The sequence below is a fragment of the Pantoea agglomerans genome (genome assembly GCF_020149765.1).
Lineage (GTDB): Bacteria > Pseudomonadota > Gammaproteobacteria > Enterobacterales > Enterobacteriaceae > Pantoea > Pantoea alvi.
Window position 1 is genome coordinate 3,387,085 of the sequence record NZ_CP083809.1, and the last position, 23,930, is coordinate 3,411,014.

A 23,930-nucleotide genomic window follows, 5' to 3' on the forward strand; every position below is an offset into this window, starting at 1 on the left:
GCGTCAAGGTAAGAATTGTAGGGCGATGTTGACAAAAGCGCGCCGCGCGCACTGGATAAATAACCATGTTATACTCTGGCTGTTTTTTCGTCTGGAGCCGATGTGAATACGCCTCGCGCAGGATTCCTGCTTACCCGCCACTGGCGCGACAGCGCTCAGGGCACCGAAATCGTTTACTGGCTGGCGACGGACAGCGGCCCGCAGCGCGTGGTTCTGCCGGCTCAGGAGTCGGTAGCCTTTATTCCGCGCGACTATCAGCCGCAGGTGGAAGCGCTGCTGCGCGACGAGCGTCAGGTGCGCCTGCAGCCGCTGGCGCTAAAGGACTTTCGCCGCCGCCCGGTCTTCGGCCTCTACTGCCGCCAGCATCGCCAGCTGCAGCGGCTGGAGAAGCTGCTGCGCGAACAGGGCATTCCGGTGTTCGAAGCGGATATCCGCCCGCCGGAGCGTTTCCTGATGGAGCGCTTTATCACCGCACCGGTGTGGTTCAGCGGCGAACCGCAGGGCGATACCCTGGTCAACGCGCGCCTGAAGCCCCACCCCGACTATCGTCCGCCGCTGAAGTGGGTATCGCTGGATATCGAAACCACCCAGCACGGCGAGCTTTACTGCATTGGGCTGGAGGGCTGCGGCCAGCGCCAGGTCTTTATGCTCGGCCCGCCCAACGGCGACGCCAGCGCGCTCGACTTCGACCTGATCTATGTCGATACCCGACCGCAGCTGCTGGAAGCGCTGAACGCCTGGTTTGCCGAGCACGATCCCGACGTGTTGATCGGCTGGAATGTGGTGCAGTTCGACCTGCGCGTGCTGCAGAAACATGCTGACCGCTACGCGATTCCGCTGCGTCTGGGACGGCAGAATGCGCCGCTGGAGTGGCGCGAGCACGGCTTCAAGCCCGGCGTCTTTTCCGCCAGCGCGGCTGGCCGCCTGATTATCGACGGCATCGAGGCGCTGAAATCCGCCTTCTGGAGCTTCCCCTCCTTTAGCCTGGAGGCGGTGTCGCAAACGCTGCTGGGCGAAGGCAAAGCGATCGACAATCCCTGGCACCGCATGGAAGAGATTAACTGGCGCTTCGCCAACGATAAGCCGGCGCTGGCGCGCTATAACCTCAAAGACTGCGAGCTGGTAACGCGTATTTTCCATAAAACCGAGATTATGCCGTTTCTGCTGGAGCGCGCCTCGGTCAACGGGCTGGCGGCGGATCGCCACGGCGGCTCGGTGGCCGCCTTCAGCCATCTCTATATTCCGCGCATGCATCGCGCAGGCTACGTCGCGCCCAATCTCGGCGAGGTCGCGCCGGAAGCGAGTCCCGGCGGCTACGTAATGGATTCTCGTCCCGGCCTCTACGACTCGGTGCTGGTGCTCGATTATAAAAGCCTCTATCCGTCGATTATCCGCACCTTCCTGATCGATCCGGTCGGGCTGGTTGAAGGCCTGGCCCATCCCGACGACGCCGATTCGGTGCCCGGCTTCCGCGAAGCGCGCTTTTCGCGCCTTACCCACTGCCTGCCCGCCCTGGTGGAGCAGATCTGGCAGGGGCGCGAAGCGGCGAAAAAACAGGGCAATCAGCCGCTGTCGCAGGCGCTGAAAATTATTATGAACGCCTTTTACGGCGTGCTCGGCACCAGCGCCTGCCGCTTCTTCGATCCGCGCCTCGCCTCGTCGATTACGCTGCGCGGTCACGCCATTATGCAACAGACGCGCGAGCTGATTGAGGCCGAGGGCTTTGATGTGATCTATGGCGACACCGACTCCACCTTTGTCTGGCTAAAATCGCCGCACGGCGAAGCGGAGGCGGCAGCCACGGGCCGGCGGCTGGCCGAGCGGGTTAACCACTGGTGGCGCGAGCATCTGCAGCAGCAGTACGGCCTCGACAGCGCGCTGGAGCTGGAGTATGAAAACCACTTCAGCCGCTTTCTGATGCCGACCATTCGCGGCGCCGAACAGGGCAGCAAAAAGCGTTACGCCGGGCTGATCCGCGACGGCGCAAACGAGCGGCTGGTGTTTAAAGGGCTGGAGTCGGTGCGCACCGACTGGACGCCGCTGGCGCAGCAGTTTCAGCAGGCGCTCTACGGCCATATTTTCCGCGGCGAGCCCTGGCAGGAATACGTGCGCGACACCGTGGCGCGGCTGCTGGCGGGCGAGCTGGACGATCTGCTGGTCTATAAAAAACGGCTGCGCCGCCCGCTGGCCGACTATGAGCGCAACGTGCCGCCGCACGTGCGCGCCGCGCGGCTGGCGGATGAGCAAAACCGCAGGCTGAACCGTCCGTTGCAGTATCAAAACGGCGGCTCGATTCGCTATGTTATGGCGACGGCAGGCCCCGAACCGCTGGAGGCGCGCGTAACGCCGCTGGATTACGATCACTACGTCAGCAAGCAGCTGCAGCCGGTGGCCGACGGCATTTTACCCTTCGTCGACGGCGACTTTGCTACACTGATTACAGGGCAGCTGGGGCTTTTTTGACAGGTGACGAATGGCCTGCCTTCCAGTACCATAGCGCCCTTCCTCTATCTCACCGCTCTTAAAACCTGACCAGACCGCCCTTTGTCTGGGGAAAAGGTATTGCCTGTGGCGGGGAAACATCACCAAAAACACCTTAAAAATTCGAGCTAGAAAAATATGGTTTTTACATTAGGTCAGCGCTGGATTAGTGATACGGAAAGTGAGCTGGGGCTCGGAACGGTCGTGGCGGTGGACGCCCGCATGGTTACGCTGCTGTTTCCGGCGACGGGGGAAAACCGCCTGTATGCCCGTAACGACTCACCGGTCACGCGCGTTATCTTTAATCCGGGCGATACGGTGACCAGCCACGAAGGCTGGCAGATGCGCGTCGATGAAGTACGCAATGAAAATGACCTGATGACCTATATCGGCACGCGTCTCGATACGGATGAAAGCGAGGTGGTGCTGCGTGAAGTGATGCTCGACAGCAAGCTGGTGTTCAGCAAACCGCAGGATCGCCTGTTCGCCGGCCAGCTCGACCGTATGGATCGCTTCGCCCTGCGCTACCGCGCCCGCAAATATCAGAGCGCGCAGTATCGCCTGCCGGTGAGCGGCCTGCGCGGTATGCGCACCAACCTGATCCCGCACCAGCTGCATATCGCCCACGACGTGGGCCGCCGCCATGCGCCGCGCGTGCTGCTGGCGGATGAAGTGGGCCTCGGCAAAACCATCGAAGCCGGCATGATTATCCAGCAGCAGCTGCTGGCCGGACGCGCCGAGCGCGTGCTGATCATCGTGCCGGAAACCCTGCAGCACCAGTGGCTGGTCGAGATGCTGCGCCGCTTTAATCTCCATTTTTCGCTGTTCGACGACGACCGCTACGCCGAAGCGCAGCACGACAGTGACAACGCCTTTGAGACCGAACAGCTGATTATCTGCTCGCTCGATTTTGTGCGCCGCAACAAGCAGCGTCTTGCACTGCTGGCGGAGGCGGAGTGGGATCTGATGGTAGTCGACGAAGCGCACCACCTCGCCTGGAGCGAAGGCGAGCCGAGCCGCGAATATGCGGTGATTGAACAGCTGGCGGAGCAGATCCCTGGCGTGCTGCTGCTGACCGCGACGCCGGAACAGCTGGGCATGGAGAGCCACTTCGCCCGTCTGCGCCTGCTCGATCCCAATCGCTTCCACGACTTTGCGCAGTTTGTCGAAGAGCAGCAGCACTTCCGCCCGGTCGCCGACGCGGTCTCTTCGCTGCTGGCCGACAAAGCGATCTCGCAGGAGCAGATGAACATCATCAACGATCTGGTGGGCGAGCAGGATATTGAGCCGCTGCTGCAGGTTGCCAACAGCGAACGCGACGGCAAACTCGACGCGCGCAAAGAGCTGATCGCCATGCTGATGGATCGCCACGGCACCAGCCGCGTCCTGTTCCGCAACACGCGTAACGGCGTGAAGGGCTTTCCGAAACGCGAACTGCATCAGATCCGCCTGCCGCTGCCCGCCCAGTATCAGACCGCTATCAAGGTCTCTGGCATTATGGGCGCGCGTAAAAGCGCGGAAGAGCGTGCGCGTGACCTGCTCTACCCCGAACAGATTTATCAGGAGTTTGAAGGCGACACCGGCACCTGGTGGAACTTTGATCCGCGCGTAGAATGGCTGCTGGGCTACCTGACCAGCAACCGTAAAGAGAAAGTGCTGGTGATCTGCGCCAAGGCGGCCACTGCGCTGCAGCTGGAGCAGGTGCTGCGCGAGCGCGAGGGCATCCGCGCGGCGGTGTTCCACGAGGGGCTGTCGATTATTGAGCGCGACCGCGCCGCCGCCTGGTTCGCTTCAGAAGAGAATGGCGCGCAGGTGCTGCTCTGCTCCGAGATCGGTTCTGAAGGGCGCAACTTCCAGTTCGCCAGCCGTCTGGTGATGTTCGATCTGCCGTTTAACCCGGATCTGCTGGAGCAGCGTATCGGCCGTCTCGATCGCATCGGCCAGGCGCACGATATTCAGATTATGGTGCCATGGCTGGAGAAAACCGCCCAGGCGGTGCTGCTGCGCTGGTATCACGAGGGGCTCGACGCCTTTGAGCACACCTGCCCTACCGGCCGCACCATTTACGACAGCGTGCATCAGCCGCTGATCAACTTCCTCGCCGCGCCGGAAAACAGCGAGGGGCTGGATGAGTTTATTGCTGAATGCCGCAAGCAGCACGAGTCGCTGAAGGCGCAGCTGGAGCACGGCCGCGACCGCCTGCTGGAGCTGAACTCCAACGGCGGCGAGTCGGCGCAGGCGCTGGCGGCGGAGATCGCCGCGCAGGACAACGATACTGAGCTGGTGAACTTCGCGCTCAACCTGTTCGATATCGTCGGCATCAACCAGGAAGATCGCAGCGATAATCTGATCGTACTGACGCCGTCTGACCATATGCTGGTGCCTGATTTCCCGGGCCTGCCGGAGGATGGCTGCACCATCACCTTTAACCGCGATCAGGCGCTGTCGCGCGAAGATACCCAGTTTATTACCTGGGAGCATCCGCTGATCCGCAACGGCCTGGATCTGATCCTCTCCGGCGACACCGGCAGCTGCGCGCTGTCGCTGCTGAAAAACAAGGCGCTGCCGGTGGGCACGCTGCTGGTTGAGATGATCTACGTGGTTGAGGCGCAGGCGCCGAAGCATCTGCAGCTGACGCGCTTCCTGCCGCCGACGCCGATCCGCATGCTGCTGGATCGCAACGGCACCAACCTGGCGGGCAAGGTGGAGTTTGAGAGTTTCAACCGCCAGCTCAACGCGGTGAATCGCCACACCGGCAGCAAGCTGGTCAACGCGGTGCAGCAGGATGTGCATGCGATTCTGGTGCAGGCGGAAGAGAAAGTCGTGCCGGAAGCGCAGGCGTTGATCGCAGCGGCGCGCGCCGAAGCGGATGAGAAGCTGGGCGCGGAGCTGTCCCGTCTCGAAGCGCTGAAGGCGGTCAATCCTAACATCCGTGAAGATGAGATTGAGGCGCTGGAGAGCAATCGTCAGCAGGTGCTGGAAAGCCTGAGCCAGGCCAACTGGCGTCTCGACGCGCTGCGCCTGATCGTGGTGACGCATCAGTAATGGCCCGGGGCCTTCGGGCCCCTTTTATTCTGAACAGAAAGCGAACAGATGATGGAACCCTACAATCCGCCGCGCGAACCCTGGCTGCACATCCTTTACCAGGATGCGCACATTATGGTGGTCAATAAGCCGAGCGGGCTGCTGTCGGTGCCTGGCCGACTGGAAGAGCATAAAGACAGCGTCATGACGCGCATTCAGCGCGACTTTCCGCAGGCGGAATCGGTGCATCGTCTCGATATGGCCACCAGCGGCGTGCTCGCGGTCGCCTTAACCAAGGCGGCGGAGCGCGAGCTAAAGCGCCAGTTTCGCGAGCGCGAGCCGTCAAAAAGCTATGTGGCGTGCGTCTGGGGTCATCCGGCAGCGGAAAAAGGGGTGATAGATCTGCCGCTTATCTGCGACTGGCCGAACCGGCCGAAACAGAAGGTCTGCTTTGAAACCGGCAAAGCGGCGCAGACCGAGTATGAAGTGCTGGCTTTTCTGGACGACAACAGCGCGCGCGTGGCGCTAAAGCCGATTACCGGCCGTTCCCACCAGCTGCGCGTGCATATGCTGGCGCTGGGCCATCCTATCTTAGGCGATAACTTTTACGCGCATCCGGAAGCGAAAGCGCGGGCGCCGCGCCTGCTGCTGCACGCCGAGTCGCTGACCCTTACCCATCCAGCCTTTGGCAACAGCATGACGTTCCGCCAGCCCGCCGATTTCTGAGCGGGCCAGCCGGTTATTTAAAGCCTTTCTCGCGGCGAATCAGATCGTAAGCCGCCTGAATCTCTTGCGCCTTCTGCTTCGCCATCTCCATCATCTCCGGCGGCAGGCCTTTCGCTACCAGCTTATCGGGATGATGCTCGCTCATCAGCTTGCGGTAGGCGCGCTTGATGGTGGTGGCGTCGTCGCTGCTTTTAACCCCCAGCACGCTGCAGGCATCCTCCAGCGTCGGCCCGCGCTGCGCCTGCTGGAAGCCGCCGCCCTGTCCGCCGCCGAACTGCTGTCCCCCCTCCATCATGCGCAGGAACTGATCGAACTGCATGCGCGAGATGCCGAGCTCCTCAGCGATCACGTAGAGCACCTGGCGCTCGTTCGGATGCAGCGAACCGTCGGCAAACGCCGCCTGAATCTGAATTTCCAGAAACATCCGAATCAGATCGAAGCGGCCGAAACAGGCGCTGCGCAGCTCGCGCAGTTTGCTGCGCAGCGGATAGTCGCCCTGCTTGCCTTCGCGGAAGGCGCGCTGGGCAGCGGTGCGCGCCTCGCCGTGCAGCTGCATGCGCTCCATTAATAAGGAAGCGATTTGAATATCGGCTTCGGTGACGCGCCCCTTCGATTTGGTAAGGTGGCCCATCACCTGAAAAGTGGTCTGAAAAAACAGCGTCTGGCGGGTTTGGTTATTCGCAAACCAGGCCTGTCCCTTTGCGCTGCGAACTTTATCGATCAGATGGCCAATCGCCAGGCCAAACACAATGCCCCAAAAACCAGCGCCGGAAAGCAGCCCCAGCACCAGCCCAATTACTTTTCCCCAGTAGCGCATAAACTCCTCAATTCGCCATGCTTGCGGCTGAAAATTGCATTATCATACCTGTCATTTATCCCAGCGCCTAACGGCAACGCGGACAGACACGGATTAACACTGGCACAACGCCGGGCAGTGCGTTAGTCTCTGAGCCGATTGTCGGCATGATGCCAGTTTTCATGGAATTCTCGATACCGCGTATGAATAAACGACTACCTACCCTGCTGGCCACCATGATTGGCGCAGCGATATCCAGTCAGTCAGCCCTGGCCGACGATCTTATGTCGCAGTGTATGCTGGGCGTGCCGAGCTATAATCGCCCGCTGGTCACTGGCCAGACTAACCAGCTGCCGGTGACCATTCATTCTGACGCGGCGAAGGGGAACTATCCGGACGACGCGGTATTCACCGGCAACGTGGATGTGCAGCAGGGCAACAGCCGCCTGCAGTCCGATGAGATGCAGCTGCATCAGCGTCAGCAGGAAGGACAGACCACGCCGGTTCGCACCGTCGACGCGCTGGGTAATGTGCGCTATGACGACAACCAGGTCATCCTGAAAGGTCCGAAAGCCTGGTCCAATCTGAATACTAAAGATACCAACGTCTGGAACGGCAACTACCAGATGGTGGGTCGCCAGGGTCGCGGCGACGCCGAGCTGATGAAGCAGCGCGCCGACAACCGCTACACCATTCTGGAAAACGGCAGCTTTACCTCTTGCCTGCCCGGCTACAACAGCTGGAGCGTAGTGGGATCCCAGGTGATCCAGGATCGCGAAGAAGAGGTGGCGGAGATCTGGAACGCCCGCTTTAAGCTGGGTGCGGTGCCGATCTTCTATAGCCCCTATCTGCAGTTGCCGATCGGCGATCGCCGCCGCTCCGGTTTCCTGATCCCTAACGCGAAATATGGCAGCAGTAAAGGCTTTGAGTTTGTTCTGCCCTACTACTGGAACATTGCGCCGCAGGCGGACGCCACCATTACGCCGCACTATATGTCGAAGCGCGGCATGCAGCTGGAAAACGAATTCCGCTACCTGACGCAGTTCGGTGCCGGCCTGATGGAGTTCGACTATCTGCCGTCGGACAATCAGTATGATAAAGACAAAGCGGCGCGTAATATTGCGGAAGACAAGAGCAACGACCGCTGGCTCTTCTACTGGCAACACGCCGGGGTCTACGATCAGCACTGGCGCTTCAACGCCGATTACACCAAAGTTAGCGATCCTTACTACTTTAACGATCTCGACTCGAAGTATTACAGCTCGACTGACGGCTATGCGACGCAGAAGTTCAGCATCGGCTACGCCGACACGAACTGGGACGCCACGCTCTCCAGCCGCGACTTCCAGGTCTTCGGCGATACCAGCAACTCCAACGTCTATCGCGCGCAGCCGCAGCTCGATCTGAACTTCTATCAGAACGACATAGGCCCGTTCGACGGCCGCGTCTATGCTCAGGCGGTGAAGTTTACCAACGTCAACAATCACTATCCTGAAGCAACCCGCCTGCACATCGAGCCGACGCTGAACCTGCCGCTCTCCAACGGCTGGGCGAGCCTGGATACCGAAGCGAAGTTCCTTGCCACGCACTATCAGCAGGATTCGCTGGAGTATTACAACGCCAACCTGGCGGGCGCGGACAACAGCCAGAGCGGCCAGCTGAAAAGCTCGGTGAACCGCACCATGCCGCAGTTCAAGGTCGATGGCCGTCTGGTGTTTGACCGCGATATGGACTGGGCGCAAGGCTACACCCAGACCCTCGAGCCGCGCGTGCAGTATCTCTATATTCCATACCGCAACCAGAGCGATATCTATCCGTACGACTCAACGCTGCTGCAGACCGACTATACCGGCCTGTTCCGCGACCGTACCTATAGCGGTCTGGATCGCATCGCCTCCGCCAATGAGGTAGCGACCGGCGTCACCACGCGTATTTATGATCAGGATCTGGTTGAACGTTTTAACGTTTCCGTGGGTCAAATCTACTCGTTTACTCCTGCGCGTACCGGCGTAAACCAGACAAATAAAGAAGATGACACCGGCAGCCTGATTTGGGCCGGCGACACCTACTGGAAAGTCAGCGATCGCTGGGGCTTACGCGGCGGGTTGCAGTATGACACCCGTCTCGATAACGTCGCGCAGGGCAATACCGTGCTTGAATATCGTCGCGACGCCGACCGCGTTCTGCAGCTGAGCTATCGCTACAGCAGCCCGGAATATGTGGCCAGCGCGCTGAACAACTCCGACCTGGTGAACAACCCGATCTATAAAAAGGGCATTTCACAGGTCGGCGGCACCGCCAGCTGGCCGATTGCGGACGCCTGGTCAGTAGTAGGCGCCTACTACTACGATACGCGTAACCAGAAACCCGCTTCGCAGCTGGTTGGCCTGCAGTACAGCTCCTGCTGCTACGCGATCCGCGTCGGTTACGAACGCAAGATCAACGGTTGGGAAAACAACGACAGTAAGTATGACAACCAAATCTCATTCAACATTGAGCTGCGTGGTCTGAGCTCCGGTTATGGCTTAGGCACCGACCAGATGCTGCGTCAGGGCATTATCCCTTACCAGCGCGCTTTCTGATGTTGCGATGTTTGACTGGTAATTCCCGCACTGCGGAAACAACTATGGAAAAAGTATGAAGAACTGGAGAATGCTGATTCTGGGTGTGGCGGTAGCCGCCAACACCGCGTTCGCAGCACCACAAGTGGTTGATAAAGTCGCTGCCGTTGTTAATAACGGCGTCGTGCTGGAGAGTGACGTAGATAATATGCTGCGCACCGTGAAGGCGCAGGCGCAGCAGGCCGGGCAGCAGCTGCCGGACGACAAAACGTTGCGTCACCAGATCCTTGAACGTCAGATCATGGACAATATCATCCTGCAGATGGGCGAAAAAGCGGGCCTGCAGATCAGCGATCAGCAACTCGACCAGGCGATCGCCAATATCGCCGCGCAGAACCGTATGAGCCTCGATCAGCTGCGCAGCCGTCTGGCCTACGACGGCGTTAACTACAGCGACTACCGCGGACAGATCCGCAAAGAGATGCTGATCGCCGAAGTACGCAACAATGAAGTACGTCGCCGCGTGACTATCCTGCCGCAGGAGGTCGATACGCTGGCGACCCAGGTCGGCGCGCAAAACGCCCAGGGCACCGAGCTGAACGTCAGCCAGATTCTGCTGCCGCTGCCGGAAAACCCGTCGCAGCAGCAGGTCGACGATCAGGAAGCGCTGGCTAAGCAGCTGGTCGGCGAACTGAAAGGCGGCGCGGATTTCGGCAAGCTGGCCGTTACCTACTCTGCCGACCCGCAGGCGCTGAAAGGCGGCAACATGGGCTGGGGCAAGATTGAAGAGCTGCCGACCCTGTTCGCTCAGGCGCTGTCGAGCGCGAAGAAAGGCGATATCGTCGGCCCGATCCGCTCTGGCGTCGGCTTCCATATCCTGAAGGTTAACGACCTGCGCGGCGAGAGCAAAAATATCTCCGTCACCGAAGTGCACGCGCGTCATATTCTGATCAAACCGTCGCCGATCATGACCGACGATCAGGCGCGCGCGAAACTGGAGCAGATTGCCGCCGATATCCGCAGCGGTAAAACCAGCTTCGCCGCGGCAGCCAAGCAGTTCTCTGACGACCCGGGCTCCGCCAACCAGGGCGGCGATCTGGGCTGGTCCTCGCCGGAAGCCTTCGACCCGGCATTCCGCGACGCCCTGCTGCAGCTGCAGAAAGGCCAGACCAGCCAGCCGGTTCACTCCTCTTTCGGCTGGCACCTGATCCAGCTGCTGGATACGCGTCAGGTGGATAAAACCGACGCGGCGCAGAAAGAGCGCGCCTATCGCCTGCTGTTTAACCGCAAGTTTGCCGAAGAAGCGCAAACCTGGATGCAGGAACAGCGCGCCAGCGCCTACGTGAAAATTCTGGACGGCAATGCCCAGTAATTACCGCGTCGTCATTACGCCCGGCGAACCCGCCGGGATTGGTCCCGATCTCGCCATTCAGCTGGCTCAGCAAAACTGGCCGGTTGAACTGGTGGTCTGCGCGTCACCGCAGCTGCTGCATGAGCGCGCTGCCCAGCTCGGTTTGCCGCTGACGCTGCGCGACTATCAGCCCGGCCTCGCGGCGCAGCCGCAGCTGGCGGGATCGCTGACTATTCTGCCGGTTGAAACCGCGCAGCCGGTCACGCCCGGAAAACTGCAGCCTGCCAACAGCGCCTATGTGCTGGCGACGCTGGCGCGCGCCTGCGACGGCTGCCTGAACGGCGAATTCGCCGCGTTGATCACCGGCCCGGTGCATAAGGGCGTGATTAACGATGCAGGCATTCCTTTTACCGGCCATACCGAGTTCTTCGCCGATCGCGCCGGCGGCCATCGCGTCGTGATGATGCTGGCGACCGAGGAGCTGCGCGTCGCGCTGGCGACCACACATCTGCCGCTAAAAGATGTCTCTGCGGCCATTACCCACGCCAGCCTGCGTGAAGTGATCACTATTCTGCATCGCGATCTGCAGCAGAAGTTCGCCATCCTCCAGCCGCATATCTTTGTCTGCGGGCTTAACCCCCACGCGGGCGAGAGCGGTCATATGGGACGCGAGGAGATCGACACTATTATTCCGGCGCTCGACTCCCTGCGCGAACAGGGTATTCAGCTCACCGGGCCGCTGCCGGCCGACACCCTCTTCCAGCCCAAATATCTGCAGCACGCCGATGCGGTGCTGGCGATGTATCACGATCAGGGTTTGCCGGTGCTAAAATTTCAGGGATTCGGCCGCGCGGTGAATATCACCCTTGGCCTGCCCTTTATCCGAACCTCCGTCGACCACGGCACCGCGCTGGAACTGGCCGGTCTGGGTCAGGCGGAGCCGGGCAGCTTTATTACGGCGCTTAACCTCGCCATCACTATGATCAAGAGCAGTAATGAATAATCGCGTCCATCAGGGGCACTACGCCCGTAAACGTTTCGGGCAGAACTTCCTGAACGATCAGTACATTATCGATAGCATTGTCTCCGCCATTCATCCGCAGCGCAGCGAAGCGCTGGTGGAGATCGGCCCTGGCCTCGGCGCGCTGACCGAACCGGTCGGCGAACGTCTCGACGCCCTGACGGTGGTCGAGCTGGATCGCGATCTGGCCGCGCGCCTGCAGACCCATCCGTTTCTCGGCCCCAAACTGACGATCTATCAGCAGGATGCGATGACCTTCGATTTTGCCGCACTGGCTAAAGAGAAAGGTCAGCCGCTGCGCGTCTTTGGCAACCTGCCCTACAATATCTCGACCCCGCTGATGTTCCACCTTTTCAGCTATACTGGTTCAATTAAAGATATGCACTTCATGCTGCAGAAAGAGGTGGTTAACCGCCTCGTCGCCGGTCCGGGCAGCAAAGCCTACGGCCGCCTCAGCGTGATGGCGCAATACTATTGTCAGGTTATCCCGGTGCTCGAAGTGCCGCCGCACTCTTTTACGCCGCCGCCTAAAGTGGATTCGGCTGTGGTGCGCCTGGTGCCCTTTACTGAGCCGCCATATCCGGTCAGCGATATTCGCGTACTGAGCCGCATTACCACCGAAGCCTTCGGCAAGCGTCGCAAAACGCTGCGCAACAGCCTCGGCTATCTGTTCACTGCCGGCGCGCTGGACGAGCTGGGCATCGATGCAGGACTCCGCGCGGAAAACGTGTCGGTGGCGCAATACTGTCAGTTAGCCAACTGGCTGGCGACGCACAACGTTGAACCGCTGGAGTAATGCATGAGTGAATCGGCCCGGATCTCTGTTCAGGTACAAAGTCTCTATATCGCTTCTCAATCCTCGCCGGAAGAGGAGCGCTTTGTCTTTGCCTATACCATCACCATCCGGAATCTGGGTCGAAATGCCGTGCAGCTGCTGGGCCGTTACTGGCTAATCACTAACGGTAACGGGCGCGAAACCGAAGTTCAGGGCGAAGGCGTGGTCGGCGAGCAGCCGGTGATCGCGCCCGGCAGCGAATTTCAGTACACCAGCGGTGCCATTATTGAAACGCCAATGGGCACCATGCAGGGACACTATGTGATGCAGGATGAAGAGGGGGAAACCTTTCATATCGACATCCCGGTGTTCCGCCTCGCCGTAGAAAGCCATATACACTGATCTTTTCACCCTTCGCCCGACGCCGTCGGGCGCGGTCTTTTATTGCGGATAATTCTCTATGAGCACATATCTGATTGGCGACGTCCACGGTTGTTACGATGAGCTGCGCGCTCTGCTAAAGCAGGTCGACTTTACGCCTGAGCAGGATACGCTGTGGCTGACCGGCGACCTGGTGGCGCGCGGTCCAGGATCCCTTGAGGTGCTGCGCTACGTGAAATCGCTCGGCGAGAGCGTGCGTATGGTGCTGGGCAATCACGATTTGCATCTGCTGGCGGTGTTCGCCGGCATTAGCCGCAACAAGCCCAAGGATCGCCTGACGCCGCTGCTCGAAGCGGAAGATGCCGACGAGCTGCTCAACTGGCTGCGCCGTCAGCCGCTGCTGCAGGTGGACGAAGAGAAGAAGCTGGTGATGGCGCATGCCGGGGTGACGCCGCAGTGGGATCTGGAGACGGCCCAGGCCTGTGCGCACGAGCTGGAGGCGGTGCTCTCCAGCGACAGCTATCCGCTGTTTCTCGACGCCATGTATGGCGATATGCCAAATAACTGGACGCCGGAGCTGAGCGGCCTGGCGCGCCTGCGCTTTTCCGCCAACGCCCTGACGCGCATGCGCTTCTGCTTTCCCAACGGCCAGCTCGATATGATCTGCAAAGAGACGCCGGACGCCGCACCGCCGCCGCTGCGCCCCTGGTTTACCATCCCCAGTAAGCTGCCCGAGGATTATACCCAGGTGTTCGGTCACTGGGCCTCGCTGGAGGGCAAAGGTACGCCGCGCGGCGTGATCGGTCTCGATACCGGCTGCTGCTGGGGTGGCGTGCTGACGCTGCTGCACTGGGAAAGCCAGCGCTACTATACGCAGGCCTCTAACCGCCAGCCGACGGTCAACGACAGCGTTCCGCCGCAGCAGTCCGCCTGACAAACGCGCAAAAGAAAACGCCTTGTCCAGGGACAAGGCGTTTTGCTGACTAACGCTTAGCGGCGATCGAGGATTTCGAAGCAGTAGCTGTGGGAGTTCTGCTCGTCGGCGTCGTGAAACTCGCTAAAGGTCGATTGCCACTCGTCCGGTTCGTAATCAGGGAACTGCGTGTCCCCTTCTACTTCGGCGTCGATATGGGTGAGATAGAGGCGATCGGCGCGCTTCAGCATCTGCTCGTAGATACGGCCACCGCCAATCACCATAATCTCCGGCACGTCACCGGCCGCTTTAATCGCCTCGTCCAGCGAGGTTACCCAGGTCACCCCTTCCGCTGCGCCCGGCTGACGGCTGACCACAATATTCAGGCGTCCCGGCAGCGGACGACCGATGGATTCAAAGGTCAGACGCCCCATAATCACCGGCTTATTCAGGGTGTTACGTTTAAACCACGCCAAATCCGCAGGCAGGTTCCACGGCATGGCACCTTCCATACCAATGACGCGATCTGCTGCTAATGCCGCGATCAGACTAATCATGTTAAGAGACTCACAGATAAAAAATTCGCGCCATCATACGTAAAGGCGAAACTTTCGTCGATAGGGGGAAGAGTGTAATTACGTAAAGGGCTTTTGCCACCGCATTTTTATAACTCAGCAGAGTTTTACACCGCTTTTTTCCTGTGCAGCACCCTAAGCCGCCAGATAAAATAGGTTCCCTGGCACAAGGGCGGGAATAGCGCCGGGGTAACAGCAACGGCGGCTCGGGCTTGATTAAAAAAGGGACAAGAGAGTGAACCACTATCTGACGGTTTTAAAAATGTATGCGGTCGTTAACGGTCGCTGTCGTCGCAAAACGTTCTGGCTGTTTTTACTCTTCAGCACGCTGATTTCGCTGGCCTGCAGCGCGGCAGATGAGCTGTTCGGGCTGAAAATTCACGCAGACCAGGGCCTGCTTTCGCTGATCTACTCCCTTGCCGTTCTGATCCCCTCCGTCGCCGTTGGGGTGCGTCGCCTGCACGATCTCGATCGCTCCGGCTGGTGGCTGCTGATTATGCTTATTCCGCTGCTGGGCACGCTGCTACTGCTAATCTACTTCTGCCTGCGCGGCACCGTCGGTCCAAACCGCTTTGGTCCCGACCCGCTGGATAACGCGGCGCTCGCCCCATAAAAAAACGGCTCCCTGAGGAGCCGTTTTCCATTTCTGACGATTAGAAATCGTAGCGCAGACGCACCAGGTTCATATCGCCCAGGTTGTCGGTGCTGGAGGTAAACACGTGCTCGTAGTCGACGCGGAAACCGTAGTCGAGGAACAGCGTTACGCCGACGCCGTTGTCGATGCGCTGGTAGTTGCGGCCGTTAACATATTCCAGACGATCGCCCATCACGTAAGGCTGCACCGCTTTCAGGCCATACTGCTTGACCGGAATTTTGTAGCCGGCAAAGTATTCCAGGCCCCATGCATCGTCGGCGAAGTAGTCGTTGACGTTGCTGCGTTTGGTCAGCAGGTAGTTTTGATACCAGCCGCCGCCTGCGGAGAACGTCCAGTTACCCGGCTTCCAGCTTAATGCGGTGCCGTAGATATTCTGGTTGTAGTCACCGCTGTCGCCATTGCCCGGGTTACGCATCTCTGCGCGGGTGTAGTTCCACGCCGTGCCCCAGGTCAGGTCGTCGGTGATATGGTAATCCACGCCCAGCGAGCCGCCGCCTTTGCGCTTGTAGCGCAGGCCGTTGCCCGGCAGATATTCGTTGTCGCTGAACAGGTAAGAGGCGTACAGATCGACCGCGCCGAAGGTATTTTTATACTTCAGCTGCTTGCGTGAACGGTAGGAGCCGTCATAGTCGCCGTTGATGCCGTTGCCCGGCGCCTGGCCTTTCATATCGTAATCCCAGATATCGGTCTTCGCGCCGACAACGTCATAGAAGACGCTGTTCTGCTGGCCGAAATAGATCTCACCCCAGGTTTTACTTTTCAGGCCGGTATAGAGCTGGCGACGCGTGGTGTCGTTGGCGCCCTCTTTATAGTGGTTATCCCAGTCGAATACGGCGGGAATATTAACGCCCACCTCGTAGTAGCTCGCCCAGCTAATATCGTCGAACAGATAATAGTCAGCGGCGAAACGGAAACGGGTGCCGCCGTCAAAGCCATTACGCTTGTACGATTTGTCGTTAACGCCGGTCAGATGTTCGAACTGCGGACGAATACTGCCGCCCACGGTGAAGTTGAGTCGGCTCAGCGGATCGCCCGCCTGCGGATCTTGTTTCAGCAGAGTAATTTCAGCCTGGCTGGCCAATGGCGCAGCCGCCATTAACGCAGCAATAGCGCTGAGTGTGAAAGCACGCATTTTCATTTTTTTATAAATCCCTGATAGGCCCGGAAGAATAGGCGGCGGAATATTACGTTGAGCAAGCGGGCTTTCGCTTTATAAATTTGTGCGATTTTTCCGAAAAATAACAACAATAGCATTGCGCGCTAAGCCTAAAGACAAATGAGCAAAACTTTAATCGTTTTTAGTTATTTATTATCAAAGCAGGCGATAAAAAAATAAAAAAAACGGCCCCAGAGGGCCGTTTTATTGCGCACGGAAATTAACCGTTAATCAGCGCGTGCATTTCCTGTACGGAAATCACCTGTTCCGTTGGATCCGCATTCAGCGACATGGCCGTCGCGAAACCACCGTTCAGCGTGGTGTCGTAGTGCACTTTATACTGCAGCGCGCTGCGACGAATAACGCGCGAATCCTCAATCGCCTGACGACCAGCGGTGGTGTTGACGATATAGGTATATTCGCCGTTCTTCAGGCGGTCCTGAATATGCGGACGACCTTCATGCACCTTATTCACCAGACGCGGATTGATGCCCGCTTCGCCCAGCACCACGGCGGTGCCGTGGGTGGCGTCCAGCTCAAAGCCGAACTTAAGCAGCTTGGCCGCCAGATCGACGATGCGTTTCTTATCGCCTTCGCGTACCGACAGCAGCGCGCGGCCGCTCTTCTTCATATTGCTCTGAGCGCCCAGCATCGCTTTTGAGAAGGCTTCGGCGAAGGTACGGCCAACGCCCATCACTTCACCGGTGGAGCGCATTTCCGGGCCGAGAATCGGATCCACGCCCTGGAATTTGTTGAACGGCAGCACCACCTCTTTTACCGAGTAGTATGGCGGGATCACTTCCTTTGTGACGCCCTGCTCGGCCAGAGTTTTGCCTGCCATTACGCGCGCCGCCACTTTCGCCAGCGGCACGCCGGTGGCTTTAGAGACAAACGGCACGGTACGCGCCGCGCGCGGGTTGACCTCAATCAGGTAAACCTCGTTATCCTTCACCGCGAACTGCACGTTCATCAGGCCGCGCACGTTGAGCTCAAACGCCAGGCGCTCAACCTGCTGGCGCATCACGTTCTGGATCTCCTGGCTGAGCGTATAGGCGGGCAGCGAACAGGCGGAGTCGCCTGAGTGTACGCCAGCCTGCTCGATATGCTCCATGATGCCGCCAATCAGCACGCGTTCACCGTCGCAGATCGCGTCTACGTCAACCTCTACCGCGTCATCCAGGAAGCGGTCCAGCAGCACCGGCGCGTCGTTGGAGACGGAGACGGCGGTCTGGAAGTAGCGCTTGAGGTCGATCTCGTCGTAGACGATCTCCATCGCGCGGCCGCCCAGCACGTAAGAAGGACGCACCACCAGCGGATAGCCGAGGCTGGCTGCTTTCTCGACCGCCTGCTCTAGCGTCGTAACCGTGGCGTTGGCCGGCTGCTTCAGGTTGAGGCGATCGACCGCCTGCTGGAAGCGCTCGCGATCTTCGGCGCGGTCGATCGCGTCCGGGCTGGTGCCGATAACCGGCACGCCAGCAGCTTCCAGCGCGCGCGCCAGCTTCAGCGGCGTCTGGCCGCCGTACTGCACGATCACGCCTTTCGGCTTCTCGATACGCACAATTTCCAGCACGTCTTCCAGCGTAACCGGTTCGAAGTAGAGACGGTCGGAGGTATCGTAGTCGGTAGAAACGGTTTCCGGGTTGCAGTTGACCATAATGGTTTCGAAACCATCTTCGCGCAGCGCCAGCGCGGCGTGTACGCAGCAGTAGTCGAACTCAATGCCCTGCCCGATGCGGTTTGGCCCGCCGCCCAGCACCATAATCTTATCGCGATCCTGATTCGGGTTCGCTTCGCACTCCTCTTCATAGGTGGAGTACATGTAGGCGGTATCGGTGGCGAACTCGGCGGCACAGGTATCGACGCGCTTATAGACCGGATGCAGGTTGTACTGCTGACGCAGCTTGCGGATCTCCCCTTCCGAGACGCCCGCCAGCATCGCCAGACGCGCATCGGCGAAGCCTTTACGCTTCAGCGCACGCAGGAACGGCTGGCTCAGGCTGTTCACCCCTTCGCGCGCCACCTGCTCTTCCAGACGAACCAGCTCCTCAATCTGCACCAGGAACCAGCGGTCAATATTGGTCAGGTTAAAGACGCCATCCACCGACATACCGGCGCGGAACGCATCGGCGATATACCAGATACGCTCGGCGCCCGCGTCTTTCAGCTCGCGGCGAATGCGGGTCAGCGCATCGGCATCATCCAGGTGGACCTTCGGATCGAAGCCGGTTGCGCCAACTTCCAGGCCGCGCAGCGCTTTCTGCATCGACTCCTGGAAGGTACGGCCAATTGCCATCACTTCGCCTACGGACTTCATCTGCGTGGTCAGACGGTCGTTTGCGCCGGCGAATTTCTCGAAGTTGAAGCGCGGGATCTTGGTGACAACGTAGTCGATAGAGGGCTCAAACGACGCCGGCGTCAAACCACCGGTAATATCGTTCATCAGCTCGTCCAGCGTGAAGCCGACCGCCAGCTTGGCCGCCACCTTGGCGATCGGGAAGCCGGTCGCCTTAGAGGCGAGCGCCGAGGAGCGCGAGACGCGCGGGTTCATTTCGATAACAATCAGGCGGCCATCCTTCGGGTTAACCGAGAACTGCACGTTAGAGCCGCCGGTTTCCACGCCGATTTCACGCAGTACCGCCAGTGAGGCGTTACGCATGATTTGATACTCTTTGTCGGTCAGGGTCTGCGCCGGCGCCACGGTAATGGAGTCGCCGGTGTGAATGCCCATCGCGTCGAAGTTTTCAATGGAGCAGACGATGATGCAGTTGTCGTTCTTGTCGCGCACCACCTCCATCTCATACTCTTTCCAGCCAATCAGCGACTCATCGATCAGCAGCTCGTTGGTCGGCGAGAGGTCCAGACCGCGCTCGCAAATCTCTTCAAACTCTTCGCGGTTGTAGGCGATGCCGCCGCCGGTGCCGCCCATGGTGAATGAGGGACGAATGATGCAGGGAAAGCCGACATCTTCAGCCACCGCCAGCGCTTCTTCCATGGTATGGGCGATGCCTGAACGTGCGGTATCCAGCCCGATGCTTTTCATCGCCACGTCAAAACGACGACGATCTTCTGCCTTATCAATGGCATCAGCCGTGGCGCCAATCATGGTGACGCCGAACTCTTCCAGCACCCCCTGACGCTCCAGCTCCAGCGCGCAGTTCAGCGCCGTCTGGCCGCCCATGGTCGGCAGCACCGCGTCCGGGCGCTCTTTTTCGATAATTTTGCGCACCACTTCCCAGTGAATCGGCTCGATATAGGTCGCATCGGCCATCTCCGGGTCGGTCATAATGGTCGCCGGGTTGGAGTTCACCAGAATGACGCGGTAGCCCTCTTCGCGCAGCGCCTTACAGGCCTGCGCGCCAGAGTAGTCAAACTCACAGGCCTGGCCGATAACAATCGGGCCTGCGCCAAGGATCAGGATGGATTTTATATCTGTACGTTTCGGCATTTTCTGGCTCCTGATTACTTAGCTTTCGAACGGTAGGCTTCGATCAGCTCGATAAAGTGATCGAACAGCGGCGCGGCGTCGTGCGGGCCCGGGCTCGCTTCCGGATGTCCCTGGAAGCTGAACGCCGGTTTATCGGTGCGATGAATGCCCTGCACCGTTTTGTCGAACAGCGAAATGTGCGTTACGCGCAGGTTCGCCGGCAGGCTGGCGTCATCAACGGCAAAGCCGTGGTTTTGCGCGGTGATCATTACGCGGTTGTTGTCGAGATCCTGCACCGGGTGGTTGCCGCCGTGGTGGCCAAGCTTCATTTTCACGGTTTTCGCGCCGCTCGCCAGCGCCAGCAGCTGGTGGCCGAGGCAGATGCCGAATACCGGGATCTCGGTTTCGAGAAAGGCTTTAATCGCGCTGATGGCGTAATCGCACGGCTCCGGGTCGCCCGGTCCGTTAGAGAGGAAAATCCCGTCTGGATTGAGCTTCAGCACCTCTTCCGCAGGCGTCTGTGCCGGCACCACCGTCAGGCGGCAGCCGCGATCCACCAGCATGCGGAAGATATTGAATTTCACGCCATAATCGTAGGCCACAACGTGATACGGCAGCGCTTCCGCGCTCTTCGCCTGCGGCAGGCCCTCGTTCAGCGTCCAGGAACCCTGCTGCCAGCTATAGGTCTCCGCCGTTGTGACTTCTCTCGCCAGATCCATTCCTTTCAGCCCCGGGAACGCCTGGGCTTTCTGCAGCGCCAGCGCCGCATCCGGGTTGTCGCCGGCGATGATGCAGCCGTTTTGCGCACCTTTTTCACGCAGCAGACGCGTCAGCTTGCGGGTATCGATATCGGCGATGCCCACGACGTTATTGCGCTGCAGGTAGGCTGACAGGCTCTCTTCGCTGCGGAAGTTGCTGACAATCAGCGGCAGGTCGCGGATAACCAGGCCCTGAGCGTGAATTTGGGTGGATTCTGCATCAGCGGCGTTAACGCCGACATTGCCGATATGGGGATAAGTGAGGGTGACGATCTGGCGGGAATAGGAGGGATCAGTGAGTATTTCTTGATAACCGGTCATTGACGTATTGAAAACGACCTCCCCCACTGCCGATCCCGTTGCCCCTATGGCCCGACCGTGGAATTGGGTTCCGTCTTCCAGAACCAAGAGCGCTGACTTAATCAAAACATCCTCCAGGGAATAAACAGTCACAATATTTGCATATTAATTCAAAATTTGGCCCTGAATCAAGGCAAAAACCGCCTGAGTGGTCGATTTTTGGCAAATTGCGCGCATTCTAATGATCGCCCTACGGCTTGTCTACCCTGAAGCGTGATTTTTTATTGGTTTTCGCGTCACTGAGGGATAAAACCAGGAATAAGTCGCAAAAAAGCGATCTTAGCGGCGGGAATAAACGGTTGCCTGAGGTAAATAAAATAAAAGCGAGGTGCGGATGCCTTTTTTTTTGACCAAATGGTCAAAAAAGTTCTTTTTTTAACCGCAGCGATAAAGAAAAGATGCTATTTTCTGCCATTTAAACAGGTATGACAATGAAAGGCTTATTTTAGCAAAAAAAACATAGGGCGATAACGCTATCGCCCTGCTCAATCAATGCTTTACTGATTGAAATAACCACATCACGATGGTTCACAACATTTACGGCATCGATAAATCCAGCACGTCTCGCATATCATAAAGCCCGGATTTCGCCTCTTTTAGCCACAGTGCCGCCTTAACCGCGCCATTAGCGAAGGTCATGCGGCTGGAAGCCTTGTGGGTTATCTCTACGCGCTCGCCGATATCGGCAAACATCGCGGTATGCTCGCCGACGATGTCGCCGGCGCGCAGCGTGGCAAAACCGATGGTCTGCGGCTTGCGCTCACCGGTATAGCCTTCGCGCGCGTAGACGGCGCGATCCTTCAAATCCCAGTTCATGGCGTCAGCAATCGCTTCGCCCATCGCCAGCGCCGTGCCGGAAGGCGCATCGACTTTGTGACGATGATGCGCCTCAACGATTTCGATATCGGCATAGTCGCCCATCACCTTCGCTGCTTTCTCCAGCAGCTTCAGCACCAGATTGACCCCAACGCTGAAGTTGGCGGCGAATACGATGCCGATGTCGGCAGCGGCTGCCTGGATCGCCGCTTTGCCCGCGTCGTCGAAGCCGGTCGTGCCGATTACCATCGCCTTGTTGTACTCGTGGCACAGCGCCAGATAGTGCAGCGTGCCTTCAGGGCGGGTGAAATCCACCAGCACGTCGAAATCATCCATCACGCTGCGCAGATCGTCGGTGATGATAACGCCGTTTTTTCCCAGCCCGGCCAGCTCACCGGCGTCGCTGCCGATTAGCGAGGAGCCTGGACGCACCAGCGCGGCGCCCAGCTCGACGCCCTCCGCCTGCTGCGTCGCCTGAATCAGATTGCGCCCCATACGGCCTGACGCGCCCACGATGGCAATGCGGTAATTACTCATATTTATTCATTCCTGATACAAAACTATGCATGCAAAGCGCAATCAGGTTAACGGTCAGTTAACAGACGCGCCACTACTAATCGGGGATAATTAGAATTTCAGGGTAGCGCTTACCGATTATCAGTAAAAGCAATTCCGCTGACTGGAACGCATTCCTTAGCCCATAAAAAAGGCCGACTCTCGTCGGCCTTTTAGCAAGCAGATAGCGCAGAGTTACTGCACGTTGCGCACCTCGACGCGCAGCTCTTTCGGCACTTCAAACACGATGTTCTCTTCGCGTCCAATCAGCTCAATGGCCGCTTCGCCGCCCAGCTCGCGCAGGCGCTGGATCACCTGCTGCACCAGAATATCGGGCGCCGATGCGCCAGCGGTTACGCCGATGCACTTGATGCCTTTCACCCACTCTTCCTGGATGTCGTCCGCAGAGTCGATCAGCTTCGCCAGCTTGCCGGCGCGCTGCGCCAGCTCTGCCAGGCGATTGGAGTTTGAGGAGTTCTTCGAGCCAACCACCAGCACCACTTCCGCATCGCGCGCCAGTACGCGCACCGCTTCCTGCCGGTTGGTGGTGGCGTAGCAGATATCATCTTTGCGCGGGCCGATAATCGCCGGGAAGCGTGCGCGCAGCGCATCGATCACGTCTGAGGTGTCATCAACCGACAGCGTGGTCTGCGTCATAAAGCAGAGATTGCTCTCATCCTTTACCTGCAGCTTAAACACATCTTCCGGCGACTCCACCAGATACATGCCGCCGTTGGGGTTGCTGTACTGCCCCATGGTGCCTTCCACTTCTGGATGACCCGCATGGCCAATCAGGATCGCCTCCACCCCTTTACGGCTGGCGCGGGCCACTTCCATATGGACTTTGGTCACCAGCGGACAGGTGGCGTCGAACAGCATGGTCAGGCTGCGCGCCTTCGCCTCGGCGCGCACCGCCTGCGATACGCCGTGCGCCGAGAAAATCAGAATGGCGTTATCCGGCACTTCCGCAATCTCTTCGATAAAGATCGCGCCGCGTTCGCGCAGGCTGTTTACCACGTAGCGGTTATGCACCACCTCATGCCGCACATAGATAGGCGCGCCGTACATTTCCAGCGCACGCTCAACAATGCTGATGGCGCGATCGACGCCGGCGCAGAAGCCGCGCGGGTTAGCCAGCAGGATTTGCATCGTTTGCCTCCAGCGCCGGATCGATTTCCAGCACGTCGATATCGAAGTGAACCTGATGACCGGCCAGCGGATGGTTAAAGTCCACGGTAATAGAATCCCCGGAGATATCGCGGATCACGCCGGGCATCTCGCTGCCGCCCATGCCGGTAAAGAGCATAATGGCACCGATTTCCGGCTCGCCCGCATTAACAAAGTCGCGGCGCGAGAAGTACTGGATCAGGTCCGGGCTGACGGCACCGAACGCCGCTTCCGGCTCCAGCGTAAAGGCGTGCTTGTCGCCTGCCTTCAGCCCCAGCAGCTCCTGCTCCAGCGCGGCGGAAAGGCTGCCGTCGCCCAGGCGGAACAGCGCCGGTTTGCCGGACGCTGCCGTCGACTCTGCGACGGAGCCATCCTCGAGCTTCAGCGTGAAATGCAGCAGCACCGCGCTGTCGCGCTCTACAGAGACTGTCATGT

Annotated in this window: 18 protein-coding genes; 10 read left to right on the top strand and 8 right to left on the bottom strand. The window is 59.2% G+C overall.

The features are described 5' to 3' along the window. Positions 1-102: 102 nt before the first annotated feature. From polB to rluA, 3 genes are all read left to right on the top strand, one after another. Positions 103-2,463 carry a DNA polymerase II gene (polB, locus tag LB453_RS18915; protein ID WP_103793920.1) on the top strand — a complete coding sequence of 787 codons (2,361 nt, stop codon included), beginning with the start codon at positions 103-105 and terminating at the stop codon, positions 2,461-2,463. A 156-nt stretch (positions 2,464-2,619) separates the two neighbouring features. Next, positions 2,620-5,526, top strand: coding sequence for an RNA polymerase-associated protein RapA (gene rapA, locus LB453_RS18920; protein WP_103793919.1), 2,907 nt, complete (start codon positions 2,620-2,622; stop codon positions 5,524-5,526). Positions 5,527-5,577: 51 nt separating this feature from the next. Then, positions 5,578-6,231, top strand: coding sequence for a bifunctional tRNA pseudouridine(32) synthase/23S rRNA pseudouridine(746) synthase RluA (gene rluA / locus LB453_RS18925; RefSeq protein ID WP_103794040.1), 654 nt, complete (start codon positions 5,578-5,580; stop codon positions 6,229-6,231). 13 nt (positions 6,232-6,244) lie between these two features. Here rluA and djlA read toward each other — a convergent pair whose 3' ends face one another. Then, entirely contained in the window at positions 6,245-7,048 is an 804-nt protein-coding gene (gene djlA / locus LB453_RS18930; protein WP_103793918.1) for a co-chaperone DjlA, read from the bottom strand. Between the two features lie 182 nt (positions 7,049-7,230). Between djlA and lptD the strand changes: the two genes are divergently transcribed. The 6 genes from lptD to apaH are packed head-to-tail and all read left to right on the top strand — an operon-like array spanning position 7,231 to position 14,050. After that, a complete protein-coding gene (gene lptD / locus LB453_RS18935; protein ID WP_103793917.1) occupies positions 7,231-9,609 on the top strand; it encodes an LPS assembly protein LptD in 2,379 nt (792 codons plus the stop codon). A 55-nt stretch (positions 9,610-9,664) separates the two neighbouring features. Then, on the top strand, positions 9,665-10,960 hold the full coding sequence (gene surA, locus LB453_RS18940) for a peptidylprolyl isomerase SurA (RefSeq protein WP_103793916.1): 1,296 nt from the start codon (positions 9,665-9,667) through the stop codon (positions 10,958-10,960). Then, positions 10,950-11,942, top strand: a complete 993-nt coding sequence (pdxA, locus tag LB453_RS18945; RefSeq protein WP_103793915.1) for a 4-hydroxythreonine-4-phosphate dehydrogenase PdxA — start codon at positions 10,950-10,952, stop codon at positions 11,940-11,942. Before surA ends, pdxA begins: the two co-directional genes overlap by 11 nt. Then, on the top strand, positions 11,935-12,756 hold the full coding sequence (rsmA, locus tag LB453_RS18950; RefSeq protein WP_103793914.1) for a 16S rRNA (adenine(1518)-N(6)/adenine(1519)-N(6))-dimethyltransferase RsmA: 822 nt from the start codon (positions 11,935-11,937) through the stop codon (positions 12,754-12,756). The genes pdxA and rsmA overlap by 8 nt, the downstream gene beginning before the upstream one ends. Positions 12,757-12,759: 3 nt before the next feature. Continuing rightward, positions 12,760-13,137: a Co2+/Mg2+ efflux protein ApaG gene (apaG, locus tag LB453_RS18955; protein ID WP_103793913.1), complete on the top strand. Its 378-nt coding sequence runs from the start codon at positions 12,760-12,762 to the stop codon at positions 13,135-13,137. Between the two features lie 58 nt (positions 13,138-13,195). Beyond that, positions 13,196-14,050, top strand: coding sequence for a bis(5'-nucleosyl)-tetraphosphatase (symmetrical) ApaH (apaH, locus tag LB453_RS18960; protein ID WP_103793912.1), 855 nt, complete (start codon positions 13,196-13,198; stop codon positions 14,048-14,050). Between the two features lie 56 nt (positions 14,051-14,106). Here the strand turns inward: apaH and folA are convergent, their stop codons facing one another. After that, positions 14,107-14,586, bottom strand: a complete 480-nt coding sequence (gene folA, locus LB453_RS18965) for a type 3 dihydrofolate reductase (protein WP_103793911.1) — start codon at positions 14,584-14,586, stop codon at positions 14,107-14,109. Positions 14,587-14,839: 253 nt separating this feature from the next. Here folA and LB453_RS18970 point away from each other — a divergent pair, with 253 nt between their 5' ends. After that, complete coding sequence (locus LB453_RS18970; protein WP_103793910.1) at positions 14,840-15,217, top strand: DUF805 domain-containing protein; 378 nt, start codon at positions 14,840-14,842, stop codon at positions 15,215-15,217. A gap of 40 nt (positions 15,218-15,257) precedes the next feature. On the opposite strand, the gene LB453_RS18975 is transcribed toward LB453_RS18970, so the two are convergent. The 6 genes from LB453_RS18975 to fkpB all read right to left on the bottom strand — a co-directional run bounded on the left by LB453_RS18975 (position 15,258) and on the right by fkpB (position 23,928). After that, entirely contained in the window at positions 15,258-16,397 is a 1,140-nt protein-coding gene (locus tag LB453_RS18975; RefSeq protein WP_103793909.1) for a porin, read from the bottom strand. 238 nt (positions 16,398-16,635) lie between these two features. Further along, on the bottom strand, positions 16,636-19,860 hold the full coding sequence (carB, locus tag LB453_RS18980) for a carbamoyl-phosphate synthase large subunit (protein WP_103793908.1): 3,225 nt from the start codon (positions 19,858-19,860) through the stop codon (positions 16,636-16,638). A 14-nt stretch (positions 19,861-19,874) separates the two neighbouring features. Continuing rightward, positions 19,875-21,023, bottom strand: a complete 1,149-nt coding sequence (carA, locus tag LB453_RS18985) for a glutamine-hydrolyzing carbamoyl-phosphate synthase small subunit (RefSeq protein ID WP_224481551.1) — start codon at positions 21,021-21,023, stop codon at positions 19,875-19,877. Between the two features lie 471 nt (positions 21,024-21,494). Further along, positions 21,495-22,310: a 4-hydroxy-tetrahydrodipicolinate reductase gene (gene dapB / locus LB453_RS18990; protein WP_103793907.1), complete on the bottom strand. Its 816-nt coding sequence runs from the start codon at positions 22,308-22,310 to the stop codon at positions 21,495-21,497. A gap of 213 nt (positions 22,311-22,523) precedes the next feature. Further along, positions 22,524-23,477 (bottom strand): 4-hydroxy-3-methylbut-2-enyl diphosphate reductase, encoded by a 954-nt coding sequence (gene ispH / locus LB453_RS18995; protein ID WP_103793906.1) that lies wholly within the window; start codon positions 23,475-23,477, stop codon positions 22,524-22,526. Continuing rightward, positions 23,458-23,928: an FKBP-type peptidyl-prolyl cis-trans isomerase gene (gene fkpB, locus LB453_RS19000; RefSeq protein ID WP_103793905.1), complete on the bottom strand. Its 471-nt coding sequence runs from the start codon at positions 23,926-23,928 to the stop codon at positions 23,458-23,460. Before fkpB ends, ispH begins: the two co-directional genes overlap by 20 nt. Between the last annotated feature and the right edge of the window lie 2 nt (positions 23,929-23,930).

Excerpts from the sequence above, each read along its gene's own strand:
- rapA (WP_103793919.1), top strand. The coding sequence starts at position 2,620 with ATGGTTTTTACATTAGGTCAGCGCTGGATTAGTGATACGGAAAGTGAG.
- rluA (WP_103794040.1), top strand. The coding sequence starts at position 5,578 with ATGGAACCCTACAATCCGCCGCGCGAACCCTGGCTGCACATCCTTTAC.
- djlA (WP_103793918.1), bottom strand. The coding sequence starts at position 7,048 with ATGCGCTACTGGGGAAAAGTAATTGGGCTGGTGCTGGGGCTGCTTTCC.
- lptD (WP_103793917.1), top strand. The coding sequence starts at position 7,231 with ATGAATAAACGACTACCTACCCTGCTGGCCACCATGATTGGCGCAGCG.
- surA (WP_103793916.1), top strand. The coding sequence starts at position 9,665 with ATGAAGAACTGGAGAATGCTGATTCTGGGTGTGGCGGTAGCCGCCAAC.
- pdxA (WP_103793915.1), top strand. The coding sequence starts at position 10,950 with ATGCCCAGTAATTACCGCGTCGTCATTACGCCCGGCGAACCCGCCGGG.
- rsmA (WP_103793914.1), top strand. The coding sequence starts at position 11,935 with ATGAATAATCGCGTCCATCAGGGGCACTACGCCCGTAAACGTTTCGGG.
- apaG (WP_103793913.1), top strand. The coding sequence starts at position 12,760 with ATGAGTGAATCGGCCCGGATCTCTGTTCAGGTACAAAGTCTCTATATC.
- apaH (WP_103793912.1), top strand. The coding sequence starts at position 13,196 with ATGAGCACATATCTGATTGGCGACGTCCACGGTTGTTACGATGAGCTG.
- folA (WP_103793911.1), bottom strand. The coding sequence starts at position 14,586 with ATGATTAGTCTGATCGCGGCATTAGCAGCAGATCGCGTCATTGGTATG.
- LB453_RS18975 (WP_103793909.1), bottom strand. The coding sequence starts at position 16,397 with ATGAAAATGCGTGCTTTCACACTCAGCGCTATTGCTGCGTTAATGGCG.
- carB (WP_103793908.1), bottom strand. The coding sequence starts at position 19,860 with ATGCCGAAACGTACAGATATAAAATCCATCCTGATCCTTGGCGCAGGC.
- dapB (WP_103793907.1), bottom strand. The coding sequence starts at position 22,310 with ATGAGTAATTACCGCATTGCCATCGTGGGCGCGTCAGGCCGTATGGGG.
- ispH (WP_103793906.1), bottom strand. The coding sequence starts at position 23,477 with ATGCAAATCCTGCTGGCTAACCCGCGCGGCTTCTGCGCCGGCGTCGAT.
- fkpB (WP_103793905.1), bottom strand. The coding sequence starts at position 23,928 with ATGACAGTCTCTGTAGAGCGCGACAGCGCGGTGCTGCTGCATTTCACG.